Source organism: Aureimonas sp. AU22, from assembly GCF_001463745.1.
Classification (GTDB): Bacteria; Pseudomonadota; Alphaproteobacteria; order Rhizobiales; family Rhizobiaceae; genus Aureimonas.
Genome location: NZ_BBWJ01000028.1, coordinates 28,681 through 54,697 on the forward strand (window position 1 = coordinate 28,681; position 26,017 = coordinate 54,697).

Consider the following 26,017-nt stretch of genomic DNA (forward strand, 5'->3'; position numbering starts at 1 on the left):
CCGTCCACAGTCTTCTGCGTCGCTTCTTGGCCGATCCACGCTATCTCTAGCGGTGTCGCCCGCACGAACTTCCGGCACCATTTTGCATTTCGGCCTCGTCTGTCCTCCGTTCCCGAGCCATGTGCGCGTCTTCGAGGCGATCGCCTGTGCGCTCACCGCTCGCGGCCACCGGGCCAGCTTTCTCCTCAACGCCGGTGCGGGGGCGCTGGTACGGTCCGGACCTTGGAAGGTCCGCGAGGTCGGCCCCGGTCCCGCACAACGCGCAGGGACCGCCGGCTCCACCGGGCTCTTCGGCATCCTGCGCACCGTGGCGGACGCCGCCCGGCGCACCGAAAGCCTGGCGGTCGGGGGTGTAGCGGCCTTGGAAGCGATGGGCGTCGACGCGCTTCTCGGCGATCAGATGGAGCCGGCCTCCGGGCTTCTCGCCGCCCGTCTCGGCCTGCCGTTCGTGTCGATCGCCTCGGCGCTCGCCATCGATCCCGACCTGGCGACGCCGCCGCCCTATCTCGACTGGTCCTATGACCCCAGCAGTGAAGGGTTGAAGCGCAACCGCGGGGGGCGGCGGATCGCCAACCTGCTTCTGCGTCGACAGGCCGAGACGATCCGCCGCAGCGCTCTTTCGCTCGGCCTGCCGCCGCACGGCACGATGGAAGACTGGCTCTCGCCGCTCGGAACGATCTCGCAGACCCCGCTCGCGTTCGAATTTCCCTATGGCGGGCGGCGCCGGATCCTCGGTGTCGGTCCGCTGCGCGCGCCGGGGGAGGGGGAGGAGCCGCTGCCCTTCGCGCCCAACCCGGCGCGGCCGCTCGTCTTCGCCTCGCTCGGCACGCTGCAGGGCCATCGGCTGGGCCTGTTTCGCGCCGTCGCGCAGGCTTGCCGGCGGCTCGGCCTCGACCTTGCCGTGGCCCATTGCGGCCGCTTGAGTGCGGACGAGGCGGCGACGATCGACGCACGGGTCGTCACCGACTTCCTGCCCCAGCGCGCCGTCCTGCGCGCGGCAAGCGCCTGCGTCACCCATGCCGGGCTCAACACCGTCCTCGATGCGATGGAGGCGGGCGTGCCGACGCTCGCCATCCCCATCGCCTACGACCAGCCGGGCGTCGCCGCCCGTCTCGTGCATCACGGCGCGGGATTGAAGCTTTCGCGCCGGCGCCTTGCGCCCGACGCCGTGGAAACGGCGCTGGAACGGCTCCTGAACGAGCCTCGCTTCCGGGAGCGGGCAGAGGCGATCGGCGCGGCGATCGGACAGGCGGGGGGTGTGTCCCGCGCGGCCGACGCGATCGAGGACTGGATCGCCGAGGCGCGGCCGATGCGGCGCCCGGCCCGCAAGGCGGAGCCGGCATGAGCCTCGATGCCGATCTGATCCTCCTCGGCGGCGGTCTTGCCAACGGCCTCATCGCCCATCGGCTGGCCACGCGCCGGCCGGACCTGCGCATCCTCGTGATCGAGGGCGGCGAGACGCTGGGCGGCAATCACACCTGGAGTTTCCACGACGGCGATCTCAGCCAAGCCGAGCACGAGTGGATCGCGCCCTTCGTGGCTGCGCGCTGGACGGACTACGACGTGCGGTTCCCGCGGCGCGAGCGGCGTTTCGGCACGGGCTATGCCTCGGTCTCGTCCGAGCGCTTCCGGGAACTGCTGACGCGGCAGCTCGGACAGCGCATCCTCGCCGGCATCCCCGCTGTCGACGTCACTCCGACGAGCGTGACGCTGGCCGATCAGCGCAGTTTCAGCGCGCGCGCGGTGATCGACGGTCGCGGCGCACGGCCGAGCCCGCATCTCGATCTCGGCTTCCAGAAGTTCCTCGGCCAGGAATGGGAGTTCGATCGGCCGCACGGGCTGCAGCGTCCCGTCATCATGGATGCCACCGTGCCCCAGCGCGACGGCTATCGCTTCGTCTACGTCCTGCCCTTCTCGCCGACGCGCCTTCTGGTGGAGGATACGTACTACGCTGACCGAGGCACGCTCGACACCGAGGTCCTGCGCGGCCATCTCGCCGACTACGCGACGCGAGCCGGTTGGGGCGAGGGGCGGCTCGTGCGCGAGGAGCACGGCATTCTGCCCATCGCGCTCGGCGGCGACATCGACGCCCTCATCGCGTCGTCGAACGGCATGCCGACGGTGGGCCTTGCCCACGCGCTGTTCCATCCGACCACCGGGTACTCACTGCCCGACGCGGTGCATGTTGCCGATCTCGTCTCGCGCGCGCCGGACATCTCGCCGGAGGGGCTCGCGCGGCTTCTCGACGCGCATGCCCGCAACATCTGGAGCGACCGCAGCTATTTCCGGATGCTCAACCGGCTCCTGTTCCATGCGGGACGCCCGGAAGAGCGTTACCGGATCCTCGAGCATTTCCACCGCCTGCCCGATCCGCTCGTGGCGCGGTTCTATGCCGCACGGCTGGACTTTGCCGACAAGGTCCGCATTCTCGCCGGCAAGCCCCCGGTCCCGGTGTTCAGCGCCCTGCGGGTGCTCGCCGCCTCCCGTTTGCCCAAGGAATCCGCATGAACGAAGAGATCCCGTCCGCCCGCTCCACCGCCCCGAAGACGGCCATCGTCATCGGTTCCGGCTTCGGCGGACTGGCCCTGGCGATTCGGCTCCAGGCGGCCGGAACCCAGACCGTGCTTCTGGAGAAGCGCGACAAGCCGGGCGGGCGCGCCTATGTCTACGAGGATGGAGGTTTCGTGTTCGATGCCGGTCCCACCGTCATCACCGACCCGTCCGCGCTGGAAGAGCTCTTCGAGGTGGCCGGCAAGCGGCTTGCCGACTATGTCACGCTCCTGCCCGTCAGCCCGTTCTACCGGCTCTGCTGGGAGGACGGCTACAGCTTCGACTACGCCAACGACCAGGCCGAGCTGGACCGGCAGATCGGCGCCAAGAACCCGAGGGACGTCAAGGGCTACCGACGCTTCCTCGCCTACTCGCGCGCGGTCTTCGAGGAGGGCTACCTCAAGCTCGGCACCGTGCCCTTCCTGCAGTTCCGCGACATGGTGCGCGCGGGGCCGCAGCTCGCCAAGCTCCAGGCCTGGCGTTCGGTCTATGCCAAGGTGTCCGAGTTCATCGAGGACGAGCAGCTCCGGCAGGCCTTCTCGTTCCATTCGCTGCTGGTCGGCGGCAACCCGTTCGCGACCTCCTCGATCTACGCGCTGATCCACGCGCTGGAGCGCGAATGGGGCGTCTGGTTTCCGAAGGGGGGCACGGGCGCGCTGATCAACGGCATGGCCCGGCTCTTCACCGACATCGGCGGGCGGGTCGAGCTGAATGCCGAGGTCTCGCGCATCGCGGTGGACGGGCGGCGCGCGACCGGCGTCGTCCTCCACGACGGGCGGAGCTTCGAGGCGGACGCCGTCGCCTCCAACGCCGACGTCGTCCACACCTACGACAAGCTCCTGAAGGGCACGACGCGCGGAGCCTCGCAGGCGGCCAAGCTCAAGCGCAAGCGCTTCTCCATGTCGCTCTTCGTCCTGTATTTCGGGCTGAAGCGGCACCAGACCCAGCTCCAGCACCACACGGTGCTGTTCGGCGCACGCTACCGGGCGCTGATCGACGAGATCTTCAAGGGCCGCGAACTCGCGGGCGACTTCTCGCTCTATCTGCACAGCCCCTGCGCCACCGACCCCTCGCTCGCACCGCCCGGCATGGGCAGCTACTACGTCCTGTCGCCGGTGCCGCACCTCGGCAACGCCGACATCGACTGGTCGGTGGAGGGGCCGCGCTACGCAACCCGTATCTTCGACTACCTGGAAGCGCGCTACATGCCGGGCCTGCGCGCCGATCTCGTGACACAGCGCATCTTCACCCCGAACGACTTCCAGTCGGAACTCAACGCGCACCACGGCTCGGCTTTCTCGCTCGACCCGGTGCTCACCCAGTCCGCCTGGTTCCGTGCCCACAATCGCGACGACGCGATTCCCAATCTCTACCTCGTCGGCGCGGGCACCCATCCCGGCGCCGGGGTGCCGGGCGTCGTCGGCTCGGCCAAGGCGACGGCAGGCCTGATGCTCGGGCATGAGCGAGCCTGATCTGGCGGCCTTCTCGGCCGCTTCCATCGCCAAGGGCTCGAAGAGCTTCGCCGCTGCCTCGCGGCTCTTCGACCGGCAGACGCGCCGGAGCGTCGTGATGCTCTATGCCTGGTGTCGCCACTGCGACGACGTCGTGGACGACCAGGAGGCGGGATCGGCGCTTCGCCATGCGGACGAGCGCCCCGCCGGCCAGCGCATCGCCGAGCTTCGTCGCGATACGGAGGCCGCCTTCGCGGGCGAAACGGCGGGCCTTCATCCCGCGTTCGCGGCGCTTGCAGAGGTCGCCCGGTGCCATGACCTCAGCCGCACCGACGCCGCCGAGCATCTGGCGGGCTTTGCGATGGACGTCGACGAGGAGGTCTACCGGACCTTCGACGACCTCCTTCTCTACTGCTGGCGCGTGGCCGGGGTCGTCGGCGTGATGATGGCACGCATCATGGGCGTGCGGGACGAGGCGGTGCTCGACCGGGCGAGCGATCTCGGCCTCGCGTTCCAGCTCACCAACATCGCGCGCGACGTCGTGGACGACGCGGTGGCGGGCCGCGTCTACCTGCCGCTGGAATGGCTGGAACAGGAGGGGCTGACAGCGCGCGACCTCACCGACCCGGCAAAGGCCGAGGCCGTGTTCCGGCTGCGCCGGCGCCTGGTGGAGGCGGCCGAGCCCTACTACGCCTCGGCGCGGATCGGCATCGCGGCCCTGCCGCGCCGTTCCGCCTGGGCCGTCGGCACGGCTTTCGGCGTGTATCGGCGGATCGGACTGAAGCTCGTCGCCCTCGGACCCCAACCCGTTCCCGGACGGGTCTCGACAACCGGCGCGGAGAAGCTCGCCGAGATCGGCCGGGGTGGCGCCATGGCCCTGCGCCGGGGTGGCGGGACCGCCCGCTCGCCCCTTCTGTGGACGCGTCCGCGCTAGCGCGCCACGCGTCGCTCCTCGGCCTCCGCTGCGACCTTTCCCGAGCGTTTGAGCTGGGCCGAGAGCTTGTCCACCGGCGGGGCGTAGAGGAAGCCGAACGACACGCAGTCGGCCTTGCCCTTCACGGCGTGATGCAGCCGATGCGCCTGGACGAGGCGCTTGGCATAGCCCCGGTGGGGAATGTGCCGGAACGGCCAGCGCTGGTGCACCAGCCCGTCGTGGACGATGAAGTAGAACAGGCCGTAGAGCGTGATGCCGGTGGCGATCGCCGTCACCACGGGCAGGTCCGCGAATGTGCCGAGCGCGAAGAGCGCGACCGCGAAGATCGCGAAGACCACGGCGTAGAGGTCGTTCTTCTCGAACAGATCGTCGTGCGGCTCGTGATGGCTTTCGTGCCAGCCCCAGCCCCAGCCGTGCATGATGTATTTGTGCGCGGCCCAGGCCACCCATTCCATGACGAAGAAGACGGCGATCGCGATCGCGATCAGGGCGGGCCAGCTGTCCATGGGTCGAGCGATCCCTTCCGGTCGAGACAAGGCATCCATATAGGATCGGGAGGCGGCGAAAAACCCCCCGCGATTTGCGGGATGCCCTTGCAAATCAGGGGTTTGGAATGATTCCGGACTGGCGCGGTCAGCGCCGTCCGCTCTCCTGTTCCAGGGCCTGGGCGGGCTCGCCGGAGCCCTTTCGGGCCGACAGCGCCAGGGAGCAGACGAGCGCGTCGAGCCGCGAATCCGCGCCGAAGACGGTTTCGAGATGCGCGCGCGCCGCGCCGATATGCCGCTCGACGAGGCGCTGCGTGCGCTCCACGCCGACGAGCGCGACCACCGTCGACTTGCCGGCGTCCCGCCCGACGTCCTTGCCGATCGCGGCCGGATCCGCCGTGAGGTCCAGGAGATCGTCGAGGAGCTGGAAGGCGAGGCCGAGTTCGGCGGCGAAGGCGCTGAGGTTGGCGCGCTGGCCGGGCGTCGCGCCGGCCACGATCGCGCCGAGTTCCACCGCCGACAGGAAGAGGGCACCCGTCTTGCGCCCGTTGGCGTCGCCGATGTCCTGCGCCGACCGGGGACCCCGGCCGCCCCGAAGGTCCTGGTACTGGCCGCCCACGAGACCAAGCGCGCCGACCGCCGAGGCAAGGACGCCGACCGCCGCGTTGCGGCGCTCCGGGCTCAGGCCTTCAATGCGCGACAGGACGGCGAAGGCCTCCGTCAGCATGGCGATGGACGCGAGCACCGCGACGTCCTCGCCGTGCCCGCGGTGGATCGCCGGGCGCCCCCGCCGCAGGGTCGCGTCGTCCATGCAGGGCAGGTCGTCGAGGATCAGGGACGCCGCATGCACCATCTCCACCGCGCAGCCGGCGTCGAGCGCCGCGTCCAGCGGCCCGCCGAGGTCCTGCGCCACGATTGCCGCAATCAGCGGGCGCAGGCGCTTGCCCGGCGCCAGCAGACTGTCGCGCATGGCCGCCTCCAGGCCCTGCTGCCCGGCCAGCACGACGGGAACCAGATCGGCCAGACGCGCGTCGATGCGGGAGAGGAGAGCGGAGTTCGGGCCGTCGGGTGAGGGGCTCATCGCGTCTTGGTCACTTTCCGGCACGGGGACATGTCTGAATGTCACGAAGGACTGGCGTTCGTTACGAGGTTGTAGCACGGGCAGGCGTCGCTGGAAGCGGCGGCGTCCCGAGGCGGCAGGAATGCGACGAATCGACGTAGCGCGAAAACGCTTGCGGTGATGGCATGCAGGGAAACGAATGACGGCGGGCGAGGGCAAGGCAGGCATGGACGAGAGGACCGGCGGCATCGCCGAGCGCAAGGCTGATCATCTCGACATCGTGCTGTCGCCCCGCCTTGCCGGGCCACGCGCGGCCTCGGGCTTTGATGCGGTCCGCTTCGAGCATGTCGCGCTTCCCGAGGTCGATCTCGACGCGATCGACCTCGGGACGCGGTTTCTCGGACGCTCGATGCGGGCGCCGATCCTGATCTCGTCGATGACGGGCGGGCCGGAGCGGGCGGGCGTGATCAACGAGCGGCTGGCCGAGGCCGCCGAGCATCTCGGCCTCGCGCTCGCCGTCGGCTCGCAGCGCATCGCGCTGGAGGGTCGCGGCTCGGGCGGTCTCGACGGCGCGTTGCGCCGCCTGGCGCCCGGCGTTCCGCTGCTCGCCAACATCGGCGCCGCCCAGCTCGTCGCCGGCTGGGGGGCGGAGGAGGCCCGGCGCGCGGTCGGCATGATCGAGGCCGATGCGCTGATCGTCCACCTCAACCCCTTGCAGGAAGCGCTCCAGCCCGGCGGCGACCGGCGCTGGCGCGGCGTCCTGCCGGCCATCGCGGCGCTCGTCGAGGCCGTCCGCTTCCCGGTGGTGGTCAAGGAGGTCGGCGCCGGTATCTCCGGCACGCTGGCGCGCCGGCTCGTCGACGCCGGCGTGGCGGCGATCGACGTCGCCGGGGCGGGGGGCACGAGCTGGGCGGCGATCGAGGCCGAGCGCACGGGCGACCCGCGCGCCAGGGCCGCGGCGCTCCTCTTCTCGGACTGGGGCATTCCCACGGCGCAGGCGATCGCCGATGCGAGGGCGGCCTGCCCGGACGCGGTGGTGATCGGCTCGGGCGGCGTGCGCAACGGACTCGACGCCGCGCGCGCGATTCGCCTCGGCGCCGACCTCGTCGGGCAGGCCGCGGCCGGGCTGCCGGCCGCCGACCGTTCGGCCGAGGCCGTGGTGGCGCATTTCGAACAGGTGATCGCCGAGCTGCGCATCGCCTGCTTCTGCACGGGTTCGCCCGATCTCGCCGCCTTGCGGTGCGCCCGCCTCCTGCCGCCTGTGGGGTGAGCGCCGCTTTCCGTTTGCCCGTTGTGCGCGCGATCCGCTAATCCCGCAGGGGACGCAAGGTTCGACACGGAGGACGCATGACGACGCTGACCCAGTATCTCGACGCCCATGGGGCCGCGTCCCCCGAGCGGCGCGACGTCGCCGTCCTGATCGGCAAGCTGGCGGCGGCGGCGGGCGAGCTGCAGCGCCTGATCTCGACGGGCGCCACCGGCGACGCGGGGGCGGCCACGGGCCCGGGCGGCGATCCCAACGGCGGCGGCGACATCCAGAAGGTCCTGGACCGCGAGGCCGACCGCCTGTTCCTGGCGGCCGCGAGAGCCGCGCCCGTCGCCTTCTACGGCTCGGAGGAGCAGGACGAGGCGGTGCCGCTCGACCTCGGCTCGAGCCTTGCGATGGCGATCGATCCGCTCGACGGCTCGTCCAACATCGAGACCAACGTCTCGATCGGCACGATCTTCTCTGTTCTCCCCGTGACGGACGCGCATCGCGCGGCCCCCGACACCGTGTTCCGGCAGCCCGGCCGGGCGCAGCTTGCCGCCGGCTTCTTCGTCTACGGCCCGCGGCTGATGCTGGTGGTGACGCTCGGAGAGGGCACGCACGCCTTCGGCTGGTCGCCGGAGACGGGCGTCTTCACACGGATGGGCCCGCTCACCATCCCGCCGGTGGCCAAGGAATATTCGATCAACGCCTCCAACGCCCGCCACTGGGACGAGCCGGTGCGGCTCTATATCGAGCAGGCGCAGGCCGGCGCGGAAGGCCCGCGCGGTCGCGACTTCAACATGCGCTGGGTCGCCTCCATGGTGGCCGACGCCTACCGCATCTTCGTGCGCGGCGGCATCTACATCTACACCGGCGACCGCCGGAAGGGCTACGACCGGGGCCGCATCCGGCTCGTCTACGAGGCGAACCCGGTCGGCTTCTGCGCTGAACAGGCGGGGGGCGCGGCGAGCGACGGGCTTCGTCCGATCCTCGACATCGTGCCGGAGGGGCTGCACCAGCGCACGCCGGTCGTCTTCGGCTCGCGCGAGGAGGTGGTGGAGTTCGCCCGCGTGATGGCCGATCCCGCCAGCCTCACCGAGACCTCGCCGCTCTTCGGCCAGCGCCCGATCGGGGGGATCTGAGATGGCCGGCGGCATCCTCATCGCGCCCTCCATCCTGTCGTCGGACTTCTCTCGGCTTGGCGAAGAGATCGCGGCGGTGGACCGGGCGGGAGCGGACTGGATCCATCTCGACGTGATGGACGGGCACTTCGTGCCCAACATCACCTTCGGGCCGCCGGTCGTGGCGGCGGTGCGCGGCGCCTCGAAGAAGTTCTTCGACGCGCACCTGATGATCGCGCCGGCCGACCCCTATCTCGAGGCCTTCGCCAAGGCGGGCTGCGACGGGATCACGGTCCATGCCGAGGCCTGCACCCATCTCGACCGCACGCTCCAGGCGATCCGGGGGCTGGGGTGCAAGCCCGGCGTCGCGATCAACCCGGCGACGCCCGAGACCGCGATCGAATACGTCCTCGACCGCGTCGACCTCGTGCTCGTGATGACGGTGAACCCCGGCTTCGGTGGCCAGAGCTTCATTCCGGCGACGCTGGAGAAGATCCGCCGCCTTCGCGCCCTCATCGGCGACCGGCCCATCCGCCTGCAGGTGGACGGGGGCGTCGCGCCCGACACGATCGGCGCCATCCGGCAGGCGGGCGCGGACACGTTCGTGGCGGGTTCCGCCATCTATCGCGGCGGGACCGAGAATCATTACCGGGATAATATTGAAGCCTTACGGAAGCACGCCGAGGTCAACAAAGCGTGATGGCTGGCAAGTAATTCCGACAACACCCCTCCTTTCAACCGGTTCGTCGCCGATATGGGCGGGGGCGTTTCATGCCGCCCGGGCACATCTCCAAGATTTGTGCGATCGGGATATTGCATTGCGATATGGACTACACACCTAAGCGGCCGCGTGACCGGACCGGGGCCGAGGGCGATCGTCTCCGGTCCGGTCCTCTATCGATGGATCGGTCGTGCGCGGCTGTGTGAGTTTTGGTGCCGATCCGGGATGGACGGCGTGAAGGAGGGATCGTTGGAGCAATCACTTTCGGACGCGGCGGCGCAGACGGCCGCGACGGGCATCTCGCCCGACGTTGTGCCGACCTGGGTGTGGCTCGCCACCGTCGCCGGCATCGCCGCGTTGTTCGTCTTCGACTTCGTCACCCACGTCCGCAAGCCGCACGAGCCGACCTTCAAGGAATCGGCCCTGTGGTCGACCTTCTACGTCGGTCTCGCGCTCCTGTTCGGCTGGGGCGTCTGGCACTTCTGGGACCGCGACCACGGTATCGAGTATTTCGCCGGTTTCGTGACCGAGAAGTCGCTGTCGGTCGACAACCTCTTCGTGTTCGTCATCATCATGAAGAGCTTCCTGGTGCCGCGGGCCTACCAGCAGAAGGCGCTTCTCATCGGCATCGTGATCGCGCTCATCATGCGCGGCATCTTCATCGCGCTGGGCGCGGCGGCCATCGAGCGGTTCTCCTGGGTGTTCTACATCTTCGGCCTGTTCCTCCTGTGGACGGCGTGGAAGCTCATCGTCGAAAGCCTGAAGCACCAGAAGTCGACGGACGAGGAATACGAGCCGAACGCCATCGTGACGTATTTCCAGCGGCACCTGAACACGACGGACGATTTCCGCGGCAACCAGCTCTGGGTGATCGAGAACGGCAAGCGCTTATTCACGCCCATGTTCATCGTGATCCTGGCGCTCGGCATGACCGACCTCCTGTTCGCGCTGGACTCGATCCCCGCGATCTACGGTCTGACGGACGCGCCCTACATCGTCTTCACCGCCAACGCCTTCGCGTTGCTCGGGCTGCTGCAACTGTACTTCCTGATCGGCGGGTTGCTCGATCGCCTCGTGTATCTCGGCATCGGCCTGTCGCTGATTCTCGCCTTCATCGGCCTGAAGCTGATCGTCCATGCCGTGGAGGCCAACACGCTGCCCTTCGTCAACGGGGGTGAGCCGATCGCGGTGCCGGCCTGGATGCATGTCGACACGACCACCTCGCTCATGGTCATCGTCGGCATCCTCGTCGTCACCACCGTGGCGAGCCTGCTGAAGAGCCGGTCGGACGGCAGGAAGGCCCACTGAAGACCGGGCTTTCCACAGCTTCGGCATACAGCGAGAGCCGGCCCTTCGGGGCCGGCTTTTTCGTGCGCGCATCCTCGGCCTGCGCTGGGGCGCGGGGCCTGCCGCGGGGGACTTGCCCTTCCGTCGATTTCCCGGTCACATACGGGCGTTGACGCAAGGGATCCTGCGCTTCGGCGAGCGACACGGAACTGTCACGCGTCGGTGATAGTCCCCCGCACGGCCGATCGCAGGCGCTCGCCGCGCGGCATGCCCATAGCAAGAGAATTCTCAGGAGAGCTGGATGATCGGGACAATGAAACAGGGCGTGTCGCTGGCGGTTCTCGCGAGCTTCGCGCTGGGCGCGGCCGCATCCGGCGCCCGGGCACAGGACATGGACGCGCTGGTCGCGGCCGCCAAGAAGGAAGGCTCGCTCACCACGATCGCCCTGCCGCACGACTGGTGCAACTACGGCGAGATGATCTCGGGCTTCAAGGCCAAGTACGGCCTGGAGGTCAACGAGCTGAACCCCGACGCCGGCTCGGCCGACGAGATCGAGGCGATCAAGGCCAACCAGGGCAACACCGGCCCGCAGGCGCCCGACGTCATCGACGTCGGCCTGTCCTTCGGCCCGCAGGCCAAGACCGACAAGCTCATCCAGCCCTATAAGGTCGCGACCTGGGACGAGATCCCGGCCGACGCCAAGGATGCCGAGGGCTACTGGTACGGCGACTATTACGGCGTGCTCACCTTCGAGGTGAACAAGGACATCGTGTCCGACGTGCCGCAGGACTGGGCCGACCTCCTGAAGTCCGACTACGCCAACTCCGTCGCGCTCGCCGGTGACCCCCGCGCCTCGGCGCAGGCGATCCAGGCCGTCTACGCCGCGGGTCTCGCCAAGTCGCCGAACGGTTCGGCCGCCGAGATCGCCGATGCCGGCCTCGACTTCTTCAAGCAGCTCAACGCCGCCGGCAACTTCGTGCCCGTGATCGGCAAGCCGGCCTCGCTCGCGCAGGGCACGACGCCGATCATGATCCGTTGGGACTACAACGCCCTGTCGAGCCGCGACACCTTGAACGGCAACCCCGAGGTCGAGGTCGTGGTGCCCAAGACCGGCGTTCTCGCCGGCGTCTACGTCCAGGCGATCAGCGCCTACGCGCCGCACCCGAACGCCGCCAAGCTCTGGATGGAGTACATCTACTCCGACGAGGGCCAGCTGACCTACCTCAAGGGCTACTGCCACCCGATCCGCTTCAACGAGATGGCCAAGGCCGGCAAGATCCCGCAGGATCTCCTCGACCGTCTGCCGCCCGCGGCAAGCTACGAGGCCGCCAAGTTCCCCTCGCTCGACGACCAGAACGCCGCCAAGGCGGAGATCACCACCAAGTGGGATCAGGTCGTCGGCGCCAACGTCCAGTAAGGTCGCAACCGCCGGAGCATTCCGGCGAAGGCCAAGTGGGCCTTCGCGCCCGGGCCACGCGACGAAGAAATGTCTGGAGCACGTCCCCTGAACCTCGGGTTCGACGGACGTGCTCCAACGTCCGCCGCGCCCGCGCGGCGGTCCCGTCTCCTCCCGCCGCCTCGCGGCTCCAGTGAAAGGGTCCGTCGTTGAGTGTCCAGGCCCTCGATCCCGGCATGGGCGGCGCGGTCGCTGCCGCCGGCCCGCCTGTGGAGCGCGCGCGAAAGGGATCGCTGGCCTGGCTCGGCGTCGTCCCCTTCTTCGCCTTCGCCATCCTGTTCCTGATCGCGCCGACCTTCTATCTCGTGGTCGGCGCCTTCCAGAACCCGGCCGGCGCCTTCACGCTCGACAACATCGCGGGCCTCTTCCAGCCGCAGATCCTGTCGGCCTACTGGATCTCGATCCGCATCAGCCTCGCCTCCGCCGGCCTCGGCACGCTGCTCGGCTTCTTCCTGGCCTACGCCATCGTGCATGGCGGGCTGCCGTCCTGGATCCGCTCCTCGGTCGTCACCTTCTCGGGCGTCGCGTCCAACTTCGCCGGCATCCCGCTCGCCTTCGCCTTCCTCGCGACGCTCGGGCGCATCGGCCTCGTCACCTGGTTCCTGAACGAGGCGTTCGGGATCAACATCTACCGCCTCGGCTTCAACCTCCTCAGCTTCTGGGGCCTGACGATCACCTATCTCTACTTCCAGATCCCGCTGATGGTGCTGATCATCACGCCGGCGCTGGACGGCCTGAAGCGGGAATGGCGCGAAGCGTCCTCGATTCTGGGCGCCTCCAACTGGCAGTACTGGCGCATGGTGGCGCTGCCCGTCCTGTTCCCCAGCATCATGGGCTGCTTCCTGCTGCTCTTCGCCAACGCCTTTGGCGCCATCGCCACAGCCTACGCGCTCACCGGCTCCTCGCTGAACATCGTGCCGATCCTGCTCTATGCGCAGATCCGGGGCGACGTCCTCTACAACCCCAATCTCGGCTATGCGCTGGCCTTCGGCATGATCGTCATCACCGGCTGCTCCAACCTCCTCTATATCTGGCTGCGCTCGCGCGCCGAGCGGTGGCTGCGATGAAGGCCCCCCGCATCCTCGCCACGATCGCGGTGGTGCTGGCCGCGCTCTACTTTCTTCTGCCGCTTTGGGCCACCTTCCAGTTCTCGCTGTCGATGCTGCGCGGGCAGTGGACGTTCGAGGCCTACCGCGTCGTCTTCGCCGACGACCGGTTCCAGAACACCTTCCTGTTCTCCGGCATCTGCGCGCTCGCCACGATCGTGCTCGGTGCGCTCCTGGTGGTGCCGACGGCCTATTGGGTGCGCCTGCGCCTGCCGCGGCTGCGTCCCGTCGTCGAGTTCGTCACGCTCCTGCCGCTCGTGATCCCGCCGATCGTCCTCGTGTTCGGCTATCTCCGGCTCTACAACTCCTCCTCGTGGCTGCCCTTCACGGGCACCGTCTGGGGCACCAACGTCATCCTCGTGTTCGGCTACACGGTGCTGGCGCTGCCCTACATGTACCGCGCCGTCGACACCGGCCTCCAGGCGATCGACATCCGCACGCTGACCGAGGCGGCGGAAAGTCTCGGCGCCAAGCGCTCCACCATCATGGCGCAGGTGATCCTGCCCAACGTCCGGGCGGCGGTCCTGTCGGGCGCCTTCCTGACATTCGCCATCGTGATCGGCGAGTTCGTGCTGGCGAGCCTCCTCAACCGCCCGGCCTTCGGGCCCTATCTCCAGAACGTCGGCGCCAACCGGGCCTACGAGCCGGCGGCGCTCGCGATGATCGCCTTCGCGGTCACCTGGGGCTGCATGGTCTGCCTGCATCTCCTTGGCGGCGCCGGGCCGGGCCGCGCGCGCTCCTTCTTCAAACCCAAGGCGAGGGCTGTTCCATGAGCTTTCTCGAGATCGCGGGCGTCGCCAAGAGCTTCGGACCGAACACGGTGCTGCATGGGTTCGACCTCGGTGTCGAGAAGGGCGAGTTCGTCACCTTCCTCGGCCCCTCCGGCTGCGGGAAGACGACGATGCTGCGCATCGTCGCCGGCTTCGAGACCGCGAGCCGCGGCACGGTGCGCATCGACGGGCAGGATGTCACCGACCTTGCGCCCAACGCCCGGCGCATCGGCATGGTGTTCCAGGCCTACGCCCTCTTTCCCAACATGACGGTGGCCGACAACGTAGCCTTCGGTCTGAAGGTCGCGGGCGTGCCGAAGGCCGAGCGCCGGACGCGCGTCGAGGACATGCTGCGCCTCATCGGCCTGCCCCACATCGCCGACCGCTACCCCTACCAGTTGTCGGGCGGCCAGCAGCAGCGCGTGGCGCTCGCCCGCGCCATCGCGCCGCGCCCGCGCGTCCTTCTGCTCGACGAGCCGCTCTCGGCCCTCGACGCCAAGATCCGCGTCTCGCTGCGCACCGAGATCCGCGACCTCCAGCGCGAGCTCGGCATCACCACGATCTTCGTCACGCACGACCAGGAGGAAGCGCTCTCCATGTCGGACCGGATCGTGGTCATGTCGGAAGGGCGCATCGAGCAGGTCGGCACGCCGTTCGAGATCTACAACCGCCCGCGCACCCGCTTCGTCGCCTCCTTCGTCGGCACGCTCGGGCTTCTGAAGGGCGAGGTCGTCCATGGCGACCGGGTGATCGTCGACGGGCAGGAGATCGAGGCCGATGCCGGCGAGGCGCGGGTGGGCGACACGGTGACGCTGGCGCTGCGCCCCGAGGCCCTGTCGCTCAACCCCAGCCGCGAGCGCTCCAACGAATTGCGCGGCGAGATTACCGCCGTCGCCTTCCTCGGCTCCGTCGTACGCCTGCGCGCCCGGTTTGGCCGCGACGAGCTCCTGATCGACACGTTCAACGATCCCGCCATGCCCCCGCCGGGACACGGCGAGACGGTGGCGGTGCATTTCGCGCCCACCGATGTCCTGTGCCTGGGCGCCGAACCCGGAGCGTCCAATTCGGGACCCCGCTCGCAGGCGCCCGCGGCGGGGCTTCGGGCACCCCTCGCGGTCTGAGGTCGGCTTTCCACCTTGTTTCGGTGGCCCCGCGCACGACATGTGCGCCTCTGAAGGGCCGCCGAGCCGAGGATCCGAAGACCATTGAGCACTCCCGATCGTCACGAGCCGACCCTTGTCGCCGGCCCCGTCCTTTACGCGCGCGGGGCGGACGGCGAGGGCGTGCGGCTCGGCCTCGTCGCCGTCACCCGTGAGGGCGCGCCGGCGCCGCGTCTCGAAGCCGACGGGGCGGAACCCGTCGCCCTCGCGCTGCGCGCGGAACTCTTCGGCCATGCCGTCTGGGGCGCCGAATTCTCGCTGCCTACGGGTGAGGACGTCGGCTACCGGCTGGATGGCCGCCGTTTCCCCGTCGTGACCGATCTGTCGGGCGACGTCGCGGTCGGCTTCGTGTCCTGCAACGGGCAGGAGAACGGCGACGAAGGCCGCAGCCACGAGGACCGCGACGTCATGTGGCGGCGGCTGGCGACCGAGCACCGCGCCCGCCCGTTCGCCCTCCTGCTGCACGGCGGCGACCAGCTCTATGCCGACGAGGCGGTGGAGGCCCATCCCGAGACGCGCCGCTGGGCGGCGCTGTCGATCAACGAGAAGCCCGGTGTCGCCTTCGACGCGCCGATGGAGGAGGCCGTGCGCGGCTACTTCTTCCGCCGCTATCTCGCGCTGATGCGCCAGCCGGCCTTCGCCGAGCTCGGCGCCCGCGTACCCTCCCTGATGATCTGGGACGACCACGACATCTTCGACGGCTGGGGCAGCCATCCCGCTGGCCTGCAGGAGAGCCCGGTGGCGCTCGGCCTTTTCCGGGCGGCGCGCGAGATGTTCATGCTGTTCCAGCTCGGCGCCGACCCCGCCGCCCTGCCGCTCACCTGCCGCGACCGGTCGGGCGCGAGCTTCTCGCAGGACGCGCGCTTTCCCGGCTTCTCGGTGCTGCTGCCGGACCTTCGCTCGGAGCGCACGCCGGAGCGCGTCATGGGGGAACGGGGCTGGGAGGCCTTCGAGGCGGGACTGGAGGCCGCACCGGACGGCGATCGGCGGATCGTGGTCTCCAGCGTTCCCGCACTCGGGCCGCGCCTGTCGCTCGTCGAGGCGCTGCTCGACCTTTATCCCGGACAGCAGCAATACGAGGACGACCTGCGCGACCAGTGGCAGAGCCGGGGCCACCGGGCCGAATGGGCGCGCTTCCTCTTCGCGATGGAACGCGAAGCCGTGACTCGCGGTGGCCCGGTGACGGTGGTCTCGGGCGAGATCCATCTGGCGACGCGCGGCGAGATGCGCCTGTCGGACGGATCCTCGCTGCACCAGCTCGTGGCGTCGGGCATCACCCATCCCAAGCCCCCCGCGGCGCTCGGGCTCGGCCTCGGCCTCCTGTCGCGGCTCGGCCATTCGCCGCTCCCCGGCCGCCCGATCCGGCTGAAGCGCCTGCCGGGGCAGGCAAGGGTCTATACCGCCGAGCGCAACTACCTCGTGCTGCGCCGGCGCGCCGGCCATTGGACGGCTGCCTGGGAGCTGGAGGAATCCGGTCGCACGGCCGAACTCGGCCTCTGACGGGGAATCAGCCCCCCACCGGCCAGAACAGCGCGATCAGCGGCACGCCCACGACCAGCACGATCACCGACAGCGGCAGTCCGAGGCGCCAGTAGTCGCCGAACCGGTAGCCGCCGGGCGCCATGACGATCGTGTTGCACTGGTGGCCGATCGGGGTGAGGAAGTCGCAAGCCGCGCCGAGCGCCACCGCCATCAGGAACGGGTCGGGGTTCAGCCCCAGCCGGATCGCGAGGCTGCCGGCGATCGGCCCGAGCATCAGCACCGTCGCCGCGTTGTTGAGGAACGGCGTGACAGCCATGGCGAGCAACGTCACCATGAACAGCGAGGTGAGCGGCGACAGGCCGTGCAGCGCGGTGGACAGCCATCCGGCGATGAGATCCGTGCCGCCCGTCGTCTGGATCGCCTCCGAGAGCGGGATGAGCGCGGCGAGGAGCACGATCACCGAGGCTTCCACCGTCTGATAGGCCTCGTGCATGCTCATGACGCGCAGGAGAAGCAGGATCACCGCCGCGCCGAAGAAGGCGGCGACGGCCGGAACGTAGCCCGTCGCCGTCAGCACCATCGCGGCGACGAGGATTCCCAGCGGAATGAAGGACCGACGCGAGCGGCCGAGCACGATGGAGCGTTCGGCGAGCGGCAGGATGCGCAAGTTCGCGAGCGCCGCCGGCACGCTCTCGCTGGTGCCCTTGAGGACGAGGACGTCGCCCTCGCGAAGGCGGAGCGAGGCGAGGCGCTGACCGATCGGCCGCCCCGACCGGCTGACGGCCAGCGCTGCCACGCCGTGGGCGGATTCCAGGGAAAGCTTTCCGAGGCGCGAGCCGATCACCGGCGACTGCGGCGTCACGACGCCCTCGACGACGCTCTCCGTCTCGATGTCGCCACCGGCCGGCAGGTCGCCCGTGAGATGAAGGCCGGCGCGTGCCACCGCGCGCTCGATGCCCTCCGGCTCGCCGCCCAGAAGCAGGAGGTCGCCCGCCTTCAGCACCATGCCGGGCGTCGGCTCGTGGCGGCGGAAGCGCTCGCGGATCACGAGCCGCACGGCGATGTCGTTGTCGGCGGCGGATTCCAGTTCGGCCACCGTGCGGCCGGCGATGGCGGAGGTCTCGGGAACCTCGGCTTCCGCGGTATAGGCGTCGAGCGCGAAGGCCTCGCCCATGCCGCCGGCGGGCTTGCGCTTGGGGATGAGGCCGGACGCGAGCGACAGGAACAGGAAGCCGCAGACCACGACGCCGAGACCGACGGGCGCGTAGTCGAACATGGCGAAGGGTTGGCCCGTCATGTCCTGGCGGATCTTCGAGACGATGATGTTGGGCGAGGTGCCCACCAGCGTCACGAGGCCGCCGATCAGCGAGCCGAAGGCCATCGGCATCAGGAGCTGCGAGATCGACGTGCCGTTCTTGCGCGAGACCTGCGCGGCGATCGGCATGAACATGGCGAGCGCGCCGACGTTCTTGGTCACCATGGAGAGCAGCGTCACCGCGCCGACGAGTACGAACACCTGGCTTCGCGCCGTCTTCATGTGCGGCATGAGGGGGCGCATGATGTCCTCGACGACGCCCGAACGCGCGATCGCGGCGCTGACGAGGAGCGCGGCCACCACGATCACCACCACGTCGTCGGCAAAGCCGGTGAACGCGCTCTTCACCGGCACGATGCCGGTGACGACCCCTGCGAGGAGGCCGAGCAGCGCGATCAGGTCGTAGGGCAGCCGCCCCCAGACGAAGCCGGCGACGGTGAGGCCGACAAGGCCAAAGGCGAGGGCTTGGTCGAGTGTCATGGCGCTCACGGAAGGGGGCGGCGGGGAACGATCGAAAATCTGCGTGCAAGGACCGTGCCCGTCGAACGAAATCCGGCCATCGCCGTTACCCCGATCGGTGCGGCGCCGTCGTCCGCATTCGGGGGACTTTCGAGCATGACACAAGGTGGCGCCGGGATCGCATCCGGCAATAAGGGCGTCGCACCGAAGCAGGCGGCGCTCGGTCGCACGGCCGTCCTGGCCGGACTGCTACTCGCCCTGGCGATCGCCGCCTTCGGATGGACCGTCGCACAGGATACGCGGCGCGAGGCGGCAGCCGCCGGCAACGGCGCCATCGTCGCGGAGGCCGAGCGGTTCCTCTCGATGATGACCAGCATCGAGACCTCGACCCGCGGCTTCGTCATCGCCGGCACGGAAGACTTCCTGTCGCCCTTCCGCCAGAACGTCGCGGATCTTCCCGCCCAGCTGACGCGCATGGAAAGCGTATGGGAAGAAGGGGCCGGCGACCCGGCGCGGTTGTCGCGGCTGCGCGAGCTTGCGGAGCAGGAGATCGCCGTCGAGACCGAGGTGGTGCGCGTTCGCACCGAACAGGGCATCGAGCCGGCGGCCGAACTCGTGCGCACGGGCACCGGCAAGCGGCTGATGGACGACATCCGGGCCGAGGTCGGCATGGCGCAGACGAACGCGCAGAAGCGCGTGGATCTCGCGAACGCGACGGCCCGCCGCAACGACCTCATCTCCAACATCGCCTTCCTGGCCGCGATCCTCTCGGCCGGGGCCCTTGCCGTCGTCGCCTTCCGCCGCCAGATCGAGAGCCGGCGGGCCTCGGGCATGCTGTCGGCCGTCCTCGACAATTCGCCCGTCGCCATCGGCTTCGTCGACAAGGACGGGCGCCTCGGGCGCATCAATCCGGCCTTCGCCCAGGCCGGCGCGAGCCTCGGCCGGGAGGTTGCGGTTGCCGACCCCCTTCTCGACCTCTTCCCGCGCGACCGAGTGATGCTGGAGCGCATGCTGGACGAGACCCTGCGCTGGGGGCGCGTCCACAACGGCGTGGAGCTGCGGGCGGGCGAGGGGGCGGACGAGCAGATCTACCTCGCCAGCCTCTATCCCTTGCGCACCGAGGGCCGCGCCGACCACGAGACGGTGGGGGCGGGCGTCGTCCTCTCCAACGCCACCAAGCGACTGCGGGCCGAGCGGCGCCTGGCCTATTCGGAAACGCGCTTCCGTTCGCTGATCGAGGCCACGTCGGCGATCGTCTGGTCGGTGCCGAGTTCCGGCCGCTTCAGCGGCGATCAGCCCGGCTGGGCCGCCTTCACCGGCCAGACGGAAGAGCAGTACGCCGATTTCGGCTGGACCGACGCCGTGCACCCGGACGACCGGCAGCGCAGCGCGCAGACCTGGAAGGACGCGGTCGCCCGCGAAGGGGCCTACAAGATCGAGCACCGGGTGCGCCGCGCCGACGGCGAATGGCGCGACATGCTGGCGCGCGCCGTTCCGATCCGCGACCCGGACGGGACCATCGCCGAGTGGGTCGGCACCCATACCGACATCACCGACCAGAAGCGGATCGCGGCCGAGCTCGGCCATTCCAGCGAGCAGTTCCGCATCATCGCCGACAACATCCCGCAATTCGCCTGGATCGCCGATCCGAAGGGCGACATCGACTGGTACAACCAGCGCTGGTTCGACTACACCGGCACCACGATGGAGGAGATGCGCGGTCATGGCTGGACGAAGGTCCACCATCCCGACCATCTCGACCGCGTGCGCGAGCAGCTCATGCGATCCTTCGCCGAAGGGGTGAAGTGGGAGGACTCCTTCCCGCTGCGGGGCGCGGACGGGCACTATCGCTGGTTCCTCAGCCAGGCGATCCCGATCCGCGACGAGACGGGGCAGATCACCCGCTGGTTCGGCACCAACACGGACATCACCGCGCAGCGCGCAGCCGAGCAGGAGCTTGCGGCGGCCAAGGAGGCGGCAGAGAACGCCAACCGCGCCAAGTCGCAGTTCATCGCCAACATGAGCCACGAGCTGCGCACGCCGCTTTCGGCGGTGATCGGCTATGCCGAGATGCTCGAAGAGGAGGTCGAGGATCTCGGCGAGGCGCATCTCCTCGGCGACCTCAAGAAGATCGAGCAGAACGCCCGCCACCTCCTCAGCCTCATCAACGACGTCCTCGACCTCTCAAAGATCGAGGCCGAGCGGATGGACGTCTATGCCGAGAGCTTCGCGCTTCCCGACGTTCTCGACGAGGTCGCCTCCACCGTGGGTTCGCTGATCGCCAAGAAGAACAACCAGCTCGTGGTCGAGAAGCAGGGCGAGCTCGGCGAGGTCCATACCGACCAGGTCAAGCTGCGCCAGTGCCTCATCAACCTCCTGTCGAACGCCGCGAAGTTCACCGAGAACGGCACGATCACCCTGTCGGCCTGCCGCGAGCCGCAGGATGGCGGCGACTGGATCCGCCTCGAGGTGATCGACACGGGCATCGGCATGACGCCGGATCAGGTGGAGCGCCTGTTCGAGCGTTTCGCGCAGGCCGACGAGTCCACCACGCGCAAGTTCGGCGGCACCGGCCTCGGGCTTGCGATCACACGTGCCTTCTGCCGGCTGCTCGGCGGCGACATCGGCGTCACGTCCGAGGCTGGGCGGGGAACCACCTTCACCATCCGCATTCCCGCCGAAGTCGAGCCGCCGGTCGAGGAACTGCCGGCCGAGACCGCGACCGCGCAGCCGCCCGCAGAGGGCGGGGCGGGTCTCGTGCTGGCCATCGACGACGATCCGCACGCCCGCGAGCTCGTCACCCGCTTCCTCCTGCGCGAGGGGTTCTCGGTGCGCACGGCCGCCGATGGCCTCAGCGGCCTGGAAATGGCGCGGCTGCTCAAACCCGACGTGATCCTTCTCGACGTGACCATGCCCAAGATGGACGGCTGGGCGGTGCTGACCGAGCTGAAGGGCGATCCCGACGTTTCCGACATTCCGGTCGTGATGATCACCATCATCGACGAACACAGTCTCGGCTATGCCTTGGGCGCCGCCGACTACCTTCTGAAACCGGTGGAGTGGAACCGCCTGAAGGGCGTGCTCGACCGCTTCCGCACCGCGGACAACGGGCTGGTCCTCGCCGTCGACGACGACGAGGACGGGCTTCACCGCACCGCCACGATGCTGGAGCGTGAAGGGCTGAAGGTCATCACCGCGCTGAACGGGCGCGAAGCGCTGGCGCGCATCGAGCACGAGCGGCCGGGGCTCATTCTCCTCGATCTCGTGATGCCGGAAATGGACGGGTTCGCGTTTCTCAGCGCCATGCGCGAGCGCGCCGACCTGCGCGACATCCCCGTCGTGGTCCTGACGTCCAAGGACCTGACCGCCGAGGAAATGCGCTTCCTGCAGGGGCAGGCGGAGGATGTGTTCGCCAAGGGCGATGTAAATCTCAGGGACCTTGCGGCCCAGATCCGCGTTATGGTCGCGCAAGGCACCCCGTCCGGGGCGCGCGACCTTGCGCAGACGGCACAGTCCGGATCGGAGCCGACATCATGACACGCATCCTGCTGGTCGAGGACCACGAAGAAATCTGGGACTTCCTGTCCCGCCGCCTCCAGCGGCGCGGCTACGAGGTCGTGCTCGCGCACGACGGGCAGGACGGGATCGAGAAGGCGCGCGGCACCGCGCCCGACATCATCCTTCTCGACATGAACCTGCCGGTGCTGGACGGCTGGACCGCCGCGCGCACCATGCGCGCCGACGCCTCGATCCCGCGCATTCCCATCATCGCTCTCACCGCTCATGCCATGTCGGGCGACAAGGAAAAGACGCTGGCTGCCGGCTGCGACGACTATCATGCCAAGCCGGTGGACTTCTCCAAGCTCCTCGGCCAGATCGAGGCCCTGCTGCCGCAAGCGGCGGCGGCGCAATAGGGGCGGCGGGCTTGAGCTTCGAATGGCTGTGGCGTCTTGCGGGGCGCCAGGCGGGTCCTCGTGACGGGCAGGGCTTGAACCTCGAGGCCATGGACCTTCCGGGCATCGAGGCGGTTGGCGGCACGATCGCGCTTCCCGCTGGGTCGCGGCGCGACGAGATCGAGGGATCGCTCGCCCTCAAGGTCCTGTCGGCGCATCTGGCGAACTTCCGGCAGGTGTCCTTTCCCCTCACGCTGGACTTCCGGTCCTTCTCGAACGAGGAAGCGGCGCTGGTGATGGAGGCCGCGGCCCTGGCGCTCGAGGCCGACGATGGCGGCTGGGCGGATGCGGGGCGGCGGGAGAAGGCAGCGGAAACGCTGGCGCGGCTCGGCGCTTCGCCCGAGCAGCGCGCGACACTGCTGGCGCCTTCGATGCCCGTCGGCTCGGTCGGCTCGATGGTCGAGACGGCGCGGCGGCTCGACAAGGCCGCGCACGCCTATGCCGTCTCGCTCGTCGTCCTCGGCCACCGATCGGCGGTGGCCCAGGCCTATCTGACCTATCTCGCCGCGCGCCTCGGGCTCACCAGCAATGTCGTCGGCAGCCTCAACCGGCGCTTTCGCGCGTGATTTCGCGAAGGCCGGCCTGAAGGGTCTGCGAGTCCAGAAGAAGCACCCGCGACAGGTCCGCCAGGGTCACCCAGCCGACCACCGTGCCGCCGCCTTGCGTGACGGCGAGGCGTCGGACCCGGTGCGCCGTCATCAGATCCATCGCCGCCTGGAGACTGTCGTCCGCCCGGCAGGAGATCAAGGGCGACGACATCACGTCGCGCGCCCGCACCTGTGAGGCGTCGAGGCCACGCGCCACGACGCGGTAGAGGATGTCCCGGTCGGTGACGACGCCCTTCGGATCCTCCGGCGTGCCGATCGGCAGCGATCCGACATCGAGGTCGCCCATGGTGACGGCAAGTTCGGTCACGAGTTCGTCGGCGCCGGCGAACTCGACATGCCGGTTCATCACGTCCTGGATCTTCAAGGGCTCGGGTCCTGACAGGGAAGGTGTGACCTCAACGCATCGGGGCGCGAAGGGTTCGGCGATGCGGGAACCAAAAGCTGCACTGCGATCTTCTTCTCCTCGGCGTGTTTCCTTTATGACGGGATCGATCCCTTGAACATTCAACCGAATGAATCCGACTTTGCGTCCACCCTCGCGAAGCCGGGCTTGAAGCGCTCGCGGGTCGAGGCGGGACGGCCTTTCCCGCGCGGCGCGACCTGGGACGGGCTGGGCGTCAACTTCGCCCTGTTCTCCGCCAATGCGACGAAGGTCGAGCTCTGCCTCTTCGACGAGACGGGCACGACCGAACTCGAGCGCATCGTCCTGCCCGAATACACGAACGAGGTGTTCCACGGCTATCTGCCGGACGCGCGCCCCGGTCTCGTCTACGGCTACCGCGTTCACGGTCCCTACGAGCCCGATGCCGGCCATCGGTTCAATCCCAACAAGCTGCTTCTCGATCCCTATGCCAGGCAGCATCTGGGCGAATTGAAGTGGGACCACGCCCTGTTCGGCTACACGATCGGCCATGCCGACGGCGACCTCTCGTTCGACGAGCGCGACTCCGCCGCCTTCGTGCCGAAGTCGCAGATCGTCGACCCCGCCTTCACCTGGGGCAACGACCGCCGGCCGAACGTCGCCTGGGAGCGCACCATCTTCTACGAAACCCACGTCAAGGGTTTCACGCAGCGCCATCCGAGCCTGACGGATCGCGACCGCGGCAAGTTCTCCGGCCTCGCGCACCATGACGTCGTCCAGTACATCAAGAGCCTCGGCGTCACGTCGGTCGAGCTGCTGCCGATCCACGCCTTCGTGGACGACAGCTATCTCGTCGAGAAGGGCCTCAGGAACTTCTGGGGCTACAACACGCTCGGCTTCTTCGCGCCCGACCCGCGCTACATGGCGACGCCCTTCGTCAACGAGTTCAAGGAACTCGTGTCGACCTTCCATCACAACGGCCTCGAGGTCATCCTCGACGTCGTCTACAACCACACGGCGGAAGGCAACGAGAACGGTCCGACGCTGTCCTTCAAGGGCATCGACAACGCGACCTACTACCGGCTCCTGCCGGACAACAAGCGCTACTACATCAACGACACCGGCACCGGAAACACGGTCAACACCTCGCATCCCCGCGTGATGCAGTTGGTGATGGATAGCTTGCGCTACTGGGCCGGCGAGATGCGGGTGGACGGGTTCCGCTTCGACCTTGCCACGATCCTGGCGCGCGAGCCGACCGGCTTCTCCGAGGAATCCTCCTTCCTCCACGCCACGATGCAGGATCCGCTCCTCAGCCAGGTCAAGCTCATCGCCGAGCCCTGGGACTGCGGTCCGGGCGGCTATCAGGTCGGCCGCTTCCCGCCGGGCTGGGCCGAATGGAACGACGGCTACCGCGACACGGTGCGCGCCTACTGGCGCGGCGACGAGGGCAAGGTGCCGGCGGTGGCGGGCAAGATCTCGGCCTCGGCCGACCTCTTCAACAATCGCGGCCGCCAGCCCTGGGCGAGCGTCAACTTCATCACCGCCCACGACGGTTTCACGCTGCACGACACGGTCTGCTACAACGAGAAGCACAACGAGGCGAACGGCGAAGACAATCGCGACGGCCACTCGCACAACCTCTCGAACAACTACGGCGTCGAGGGGCCGACGGACGATCCCGAGATCAACAACGTCCGCTTCCGCCAGCTGCGCAACTTCTTTGCGACGTTGCTCCTGTCGCGCGGCACGCCGATGATCCTCGCCGGCGACGAGTTCGCCCGCACGCAGGGGGGCAACAACAACGCCTACGCGCAGGACAACGAGATCGGCTGGGTCGACTGGAACGTCTCGAAGGAGGGCGAGGACCTCGCCGAGTTCGTGCAGAAGCTGATCATGCTGCGTCAGGCGCTGCCGATGCTGCGTCGCGGACGCTTCCTGCAGGGCCGCTTCGATGAGGAGATCGGCGCCAAGGACGTGACGTGGATGTCGCCCTCGGGCGGCGAGATGCAGCAGGCCGAATGGGAGGACGCGGGCGCGCGTTGCTTCGGCGTCCTCCTCGACGGTCGCGCGCAGGCGGAAGGCATCAAGCGTGTCGGCTCCGACGCCACCATGCTGCTCATCCTCAACGCCCATCATGACGTCGTGAACTTCAAGCTGCCGACGGCGCCCGGCGGCCATCGCTGGCACTGCATCATCGACACCAACATGCCGGATCGCGACGAGCTGATGCCCTTCGAATTCGAGACGGACTACATGGTGACCGGCCGGTCGGTGCTGGCCTTCATCCTGGAGCCGGAGGACGGCTACTCCCTGTCGGACGAGGCCCACCAGGCCTTCGCCCACGTGTCGGAGGCCTTCCAGCGTGCGGCGGCCGAGAAGGTCCACATCGTGCGACCCGAACAGGGCTGACGCACGCAAACCAGACCTAGACGCATGACGAAGGCCGTCCCGATCCGGGGCGGCCTTCGTCGTTCAGCGAGGGTTCG

Annotated in this window: 21 protein-coding genes; 17 read left to right on the forward strand and 4 right to left on the reverse strand. The window is 68.9% G+C overall.

Annotated features, from left to right (window positions below):
• Positions 1 to 82: 82 nt before the first annotated feature.
• Genes AUL34_RS09890 through AUL34_RS09905 form a run of 4 tightly spaced genes read left to right on the forward strand, consistent with a single transcriptional unit; the run spans position 83 to position 4,935 of the window.
• A complete protein-coding gene (locus tag AUL34_RS09890; protein ID WP_202814943.1) occupies positions 83 to 1,345 on the forward strand; it encodes a glycosyltransferase in 1,263 nt (420 codons plus the stop codon).
• Positions 1,342 to 2,508, forward strand: coding sequence for a lycopene beta-cyclase CrtY (crtY, locus tag AUL34_RS09895; protein WP_061933550.1), 1,167 nt, complete (start codon positions 1,342 to 1,344; stop codon positions 2,506 to 2,508). The genes AUL34_RS09890 and crtY overlap by 4 nt, the downstream gene beginning before the upstream one ends.
• The gene (locus AUL34_RS09900) at positions 2,505 to 4,022 is read left to right on the forward strand and encodes a phytoene desaturase (protein ID WP_061933551.1); all 1,518 of its coding nucleotides are present in this window, start codon (positions 2,505 to 2,507) and stop codon (positions 4,020 to 4,022) included. Before crtY ends, AUL34_RS09900 begins: the two co-directional genes overlap by 4 nt.
• A complete protein-coding gene (locus AUL34_RS09905) occupies positions 4,009 to 4,935 on the forward strand; it encodes a phytoene/squalene synthase family protein (RefSeq protein WP_061933552.1) in 927 nt (308 codons plus the stop codon). Before AUL34_RS09900 ends, AUL34_RS09905 begins: the two co-directional genes overlap by 14 nt.
• On the opposite strand, the gene AUL34_RS09910 is transcribed toward AUL34_RS09905, so the two are convergent.
• Positions 4,932 to 5,441, reverse strand: a complete 510-nt coding sequence (locus tag AUL34_RS09910; protein ID WP_061933553.1) for a sterol desaturase family protein — start codon at positions 5,439 to 5,441, stop codon at positions 4,932 to 4,934. The genes AUL34_RS09905 and AUL34_RS09910 overlap by 4 nt on opposite strands.
• Positions 5,442 to 5,568: 127 nt before the next feature.
• A complete protein-coding gene (locus tag AUL34_RS09915; protein ID WP_061933554.1) occupies positions 5,569 to 6,501 on the reverse strand; it encodes a polyprenyl synthetase family protein in 933 nt (310 codons plus the stop codon).
• A 178-nt stretch (positions 6,502 to 6,679) separates the two neighbouring features.
• Here AUL34_RS09915 and fni point away from each other — a divergent pair, with 178 nt between their 5' ends.
• The 9 genes from fni (at position 6,680) to AUL34_RS09960 (ending at position 16,850) form a co-directional block, all read left to right on the forward strand.
• Complete coding sequence (gene fni, locus AUL34_RS09920; RefSeq protein WP_244492508.1) at positions 6,680 to 7,750, forward strand: type 2 isopentenyl-diphosphate Delta-isomerase; 1,071 nt, start codon at positions 6,680 to 6,682, stop codon at positions 7,748 to 7,750.
• A gap of 77 nt (positions 7,751 to 7,827) precedes the next feature.
• Positions 7,828 to 8,871, forward strand: coding sequence for a class 1 fructose-bisphosphatase (locus tag AUL34_RS09925; protein ID WP_061933555.1), 1,044 nt, complete (start codon positions 7,828 to 7,830; stop codon positions 8,869 to 8,871).
• A gap of 1 nt (position 8,872) precedes the next feature.
• A complete protein-coding gene (gene rpe / locus AUL34_RS09930; RefSeq protein ID WP_061933556.1) occupies positions 8,873 to 9,550 on the forward strand; it encodes a ribulose-phosphate 3-epimerase in 678 nt (225 codons plus the stop codon).
• Positions 9,551 to 9,820: 270 nt separating this feature from the next.
• A complete protein-coding gene (locus tag AUL34_RS09935; RefSeq protein WP_244492509.1) occupies positions 9,821 to 10,879 on the forward strand; it encodes a TerC family protein in 1,059 nt (352 codons plus the stop codon).
• A gap of 370 nt (positions 10,880 to 11,249) precedes the next feature.
• A complete protein-coding gene (locus tag AUL34_RS09940; protein WP_370539039.1) occupies positions 11,250 to 12,275 on the forward strand; it encodes an ABC transporter substrate-binding protein in 1,026 nt (341 codons plus the stop codon).
• A gap of 215 nt (positions 12,276 to 12,490) precedes the next feature.
• Entirely contained in the window at positions 12,491 to 13,381 is an 891-nt protein-coding gene (locus tag AUL34_RS09945) for an ABC transporter permease subunit (protein WP_061933558.1), read from the forward strand.
• The gene (locus AUL34_RS09950; RefSeq protein ID WP_061933559.1) at positions 13,378 to 14,193 is read left to right on the forward strand and encodes an ABC transporter permease; all 816 of its coding nucleotides are present in this window, start codon (positions 13,378 to 13,380) and stop codon (positions 14,191 to 14,193) included. Before AUL34_RS09945 ends, AUL34_RS09950 begins: the two co-directional genes overlap by 4 nt.
• Complete coding sequence (locus AUL34_RS09955; RefSeq protein WP_061933560.1) at positions 14,190 to 15,311, forward strand: ABC transporter ATP-binding protein; 1,122 nt, start codon at positions 14,190 to 14,192, stop codon at positions 15,309 to 15,311. Before AUL34_RS09950 ends, AUL34_RS09955 begins: the two co-directional genes overlap by 4 nt.
• Positions 15,312 to 15,395: 84 nt before the next feature.
• Positions 15,396 to 16,850, forward strand: a complete 1,455-nt coding sequence (locus tag AUL34_RS09960; protein WP_061933561.1) for an alkaline phosphatase D family protein — start codon at positions 15,396 to 15,398, stop codon at positions 16,848 to 16,850.
• 7 nt (positions 16,851 to 16,857) lie between these two features.
• On the opposite strand, the gene AUL34_RS09965 is transcribed toward AUL34_RS09960, so the two are convergent.
• Positions 16,858 to 18,627: an SLC13 family permease gene (locus AUL34_RS09965; RefSeq protein ID WP_061933562.1), complete on the reverse strand. Its 1,770-nt coding sequence runs from the start codon at positions 18,625 to 18,627 to the stop codon at positions 16,858 to 16,860.
• Between the two features lie 135 nt (positions 18,628 to 18,762).
• On the opposite strand from AUL34_RS09965, the gene AUL34_RS09970 reads away from it, so the two are divergent.
• From AUL34_RS09970 to AUL34_RS09980, 3 genes are read left to right on the forward strand one after another with little or no spacing between them, the layout of a single operon-like run.
• Positions 18,763 to 22,143 carry a response regulator gene (locus tag AUL34_RS09970; protein WP_156420865.1) on the forward strand — a complete coding sequence of 1,127 codons (3,381 nt, stop codon included), beginning with the start codon at positions 18,763 to 18,765 and terminating at the stop codon, positions 22,141 to 22,143.
• Positions 22,140 to 22,520, forward strand: a complete 381-nt coding sequence (locus AUL34_RS09975; protein WP_061933564.1) for a response regulator — start codon at positions 22,140 to 22,142, stop codon at positions 22,518 to 22,520. Before AUL34_RS09970 ends, AUL34_RS09975 begins: the two co-directional genes overlap by 4 nt.
• A gap of 11 nt (positions 22,521 to 22,531) precedes the next feature.
• Positions 22,532 to 23,125, forward strand: a complete 594-nt coding sequence (locus AUL34_RS09980) for a DUF533 domain-containing protein (protein ID WP_156420866.1) — start codon at positions 22,532 to 22,534, stop codon at positions 23,123 to 23,125.
• On the opposite strand, the gene AUL34_RS09985 is transcribed toward AUL34_RS09980, so the two are convergent.
• Positions 23,103 to 23,531: a CBS domain-containing protein gene (locus AUL34_RS09985; RefSeq protein ID WP_082653282.1), complete on the reverse strand. Its 429-nt coding sequence runs from the start codon at positions 23,529 to 23,531 to the stop codon at positions 23,103 to 23,105. The two genes, AUL34_RS09980 and AUL34_RS09985, sit on opposite strands and share 23 nt — an antisense overlap.
• 186 nt (positions 23,532 to 23,717) lie before the next feature.
• Here AUL34_RS09985 and glgX point away from each other — a divergent pair, with 186 nt between their 5' ends.
• Positions 23,718 to 25,940, forward strand: coding sequence for a glycogen debranching protein GlgX (gene glgX / locus AUL34_RS09990; RefSeq protein WP_244492510.1), 2,223 nt, complete (start codon positions 23,718 to 23,720; stop codon positions 25,938 to 25,940).
• Positions 25,941 to 26,017 lie beyond the last annotated feature (77 nt).

What these genes read in the sequence shown, in the direction of transcription:
- crtY (WP_061933550.1), top strand. Translation starts at nt 1,342, where the DNA reads ATGAGCCTCGATGCCGATCTGATCCTCCTCGGCGGCGGTCTTGCCAAC.
- AUL34_RS09900 (WP_061933551.1), top strand. Translation starts at nt 2,505, where the DNA reads ATGAACGAAGAGATCCCGTCCGCCCGCTCCACCGCCCCGAAGACGGCC.
- AUL34_RS09905 (WP_061933552.1), top strand. Translation starts at nt 4,009, where the DNA reads ATGAGCGAGCCTGATCTGGCGGCCTTCTCGGCCGCTTCCATCGCCAAG.
- AUL34_RS09910 (WP_061933553.1), bottom strand. Translation starts at nt 5,441, where the DNA reads ATGGACAGCTGGCCCGCCCTGATCGCGATCGCGATCGCCGTCTTCTTC.
- AUL34_RS09915 (WP_061933554.1), bottom strand. Translation starts at nt 6,501, where the DNA reads ATGAGCCCCTCACCCGACGGCCCGAACTCCGCTCTCCTCTCCCGCATC.
- fni (WP_244492508.1), top strand. Translation starts at nt 6,680, where the DNA reads ATGACGGCGGGCGAGGGCAAGGCAGGCATGGACGAGAGGACCGGCGGC.
- AUL34_RS09925 (WP_061933555.1), top strand. Translation starts at nt 7,828, where the DNA reads ATGACGACGCTGACCCAGTATCTCGACGCCCATGGGGCCGCGTCCCCC.
- rpe (WP_061933556.1), top strand. Translation starts at nt 8,873, where the DNA reads ATGGCCGGCGGCATCCTCATCGCGCCCTCCATCCTGTCGTCGGACTTC.
- AUL34_RS09940 (WP_370539039.1), top strand. Translation starts at nt 11,250, where the DNA reads ATGGACGCGCTGGTCGCGGCCGCCAAGAAGGAAGGCTCGCTCACCACG.
- AUL34_RS09945 (WP_061933558.1), top strand. Translation starts at nt 12,491, where the DNA reads ATGGGCGGCGCGGTCGCTGCCGCCGGCCCGCCTGTGGAGCGCGCGCGA.
- AUL34_RS09950 (WP_061933559.1), top strand. Translation starts at nt 13,378, where the DNA reads ATGAAGGCCCCCCGCATCCTCGCCACGATCGCGGTGGTGCTGGCCGCG.
- AUL34_RS09955 (WP_061933560.1), top strand. Translation starts at nt 14,190, where the DNA reads ATGAGCTTTCTCGAGATCGCGGGCGTCGCCAAGAGCTTCGGACCGAAC.
- AUL34_RS09965 (WP_061933562.1), bottom strand. Translation starts at nt 18,627, where the DNA reads ATGACACTCGACCAAGCCCTCGCCTTTGGCCTTGTCGGCCTCACCGTC.
- AUL34_RS09970 (WP_156420865.1), top strand. Translation starts at nt 18,763, where the DNA reads ATGACACAAGGTGGCGCCGGGATCGCATCCGGCAATAAGGGCGTCGCA.
- AUL34_RS09975 (WP_061933564.1), top strand. Translation starts at nt 22,140, where the DNA reads ATGACACGCATCCTGCTGGTCGAGGACCACGAAGAAATCTGGGACTTC.